Raw genomic sequence first — 1,570 nt, 5'->3', positions numbered from 1 at the left:
CCGAGGCCCTCGTCGTTCATCACCACGACGAGCACCGGCAGCCCGTAACGGCAGGCGGTCTCGAATTCGGGCAGGTGCATGAGGAAACTCGCGTCGCCCTCGACCACGAACATCGGCTCGCGCTTGGCGACCGCCGCGCCGATGGTCAGCAGCGGGGCCTGCCCGATCGCGCCGAACATGCCGTAGTTCGAGGTGACTTCGCGGGAACGCTGGAACAGCATGGTGCCGAAGTCCGTCTGGTGCCCGCTGCCGAGCACGAGCCCGATCTCGCCCGGCAGCTCCGCGTCGACGACGGCGATCGCCTCGCGCGGGTCGAGCAGGCCGGGCTCGCGCCGGTATTCGGCCGGGTCGACGAGCGGTGCGGTGAGCCGGGCGTGCACGTCGGCGGTGTGGAAGCCTTCGAGTTCGATGCCGCGCTGTTCCAGCGCGCTGGTCAGCGCCGCCAGCCCGGTGACCGCGTCGGCCTGGACGTAGCTGTCCGCGACGCGGCCGTTGCCCATCACGACGTGGGGCGCGGTGTCGATCTGCACGAACTTCGCGTCGGGGAAGAGGTAGCCGCTTTCGATCGTGTAATGGTTCAGGCTCGCGCCGACCGCGACGACGCAATCGGCTTCCTGCAACAGTTCCATCGCGACCTTGCTGCCGAACAGCCCGGCGATCCCGACGTGGTACCCGGTCTGCCCGTACAGCCAGTTCTTCGCCTGCAAGGTGGTGGCCAGCAGCGCGCCGGTCCGGCGTTGCAGCGCGAGCACTTGGTCGCCCGCGTCCGCGCTCCGGGCGCCGCGGCCTGCGATGAGCACTGGTCGCTTGCTCGCGGCGAGCAGTTCGGCGGCCTGTGCGATGCTCGCCGGGTTCGGCAGCAACGCGGGGGTGCGCAGGAGGTCGGTGGACGGCGAATACGGCAGGACGTCCTCGAATTCCTCCAGCTGCACGTCGATCGGCGCGCTGATCATGACCGGTCGCGACTCGGTGCGGGCGAGCCAGAACGCGCGTCGCACGATTTCCTCGGCGGAGTCCGCCTTGGCCACCTGGAGGAACTCGCATTCGATCGCGGCGGCGAACCGGCGCTGGTCCAGGTACTGGACCGCGCTTTCGTCGCCAAGCGGGGTTTCGCCGCAGAACGCGACGAGCGGGATGCGGGCGCGGCTGGCGACGAGCATCGAGGTGGCCAGCTGTGCGGTCCCCGGCCCGCTCGTCGTGGTGACGACGCCGGGGCGGCCCGACGCGCGGGCGAAACCATGCGCCATGCTCAGCCCGGCGCCTTCGTGGCGGACCTCGTAGAGCCGGGTGCCGTGGCCGGCCAACGCGTTCATCCAGTGCATGTTGGCGTCGCCCATCATGCCGAACACGTCGGTGACGCCTTCGGCGGCGAACGCCGCGGCCAGTGCTTCGTAGACCTTCAGCGCGTGGCCTCCTGCTTTTCGAGGCGGCGGGCGAGACGGGGGAACACCCGCAGCGCGTTGCCGCCGTAAATGGCTTCCCGTCCGGCGGGGCCGAGGGAATCGAGGGAGTCGAGCAGCGCCTTGGTGTCGTCGAACCGGTGCCCGGTCTCCGGGTCGACCGAGCGGAC

Annotated in this window: 1 protein-coding gene; it reads right to left on the bottom strand. The window is 70.3% G+C overall.

What is annotated here, in order from left to right:
* On the bottom strand, positions 1–1,340 hold a 1,340-nt coding region (locus H5411_RS46345; RefSeq protein WP_246370542.1), incomplete at its 3' end, for a thiamine pyrophosphate-binding protein.
* Between the last annotated feature and the right edge of the window lie 230 nt (positions 1,341–1,570).

The sequence above is a fragment of the Amycolatopsis echigonensis genome (assembly GCF_014174495.1).
Lineage (GTDB): Bacteria > Actinomycetota > Actinomycetes > Mycobacteriales > Pseudonocardiaceae > Amycolatopsis > Amycolatopsis echigonensis.
Note: the sequence above shows the minus strand (reverse complement) of the source record. Positions and strands in the feature narration are given on the sequence as shown.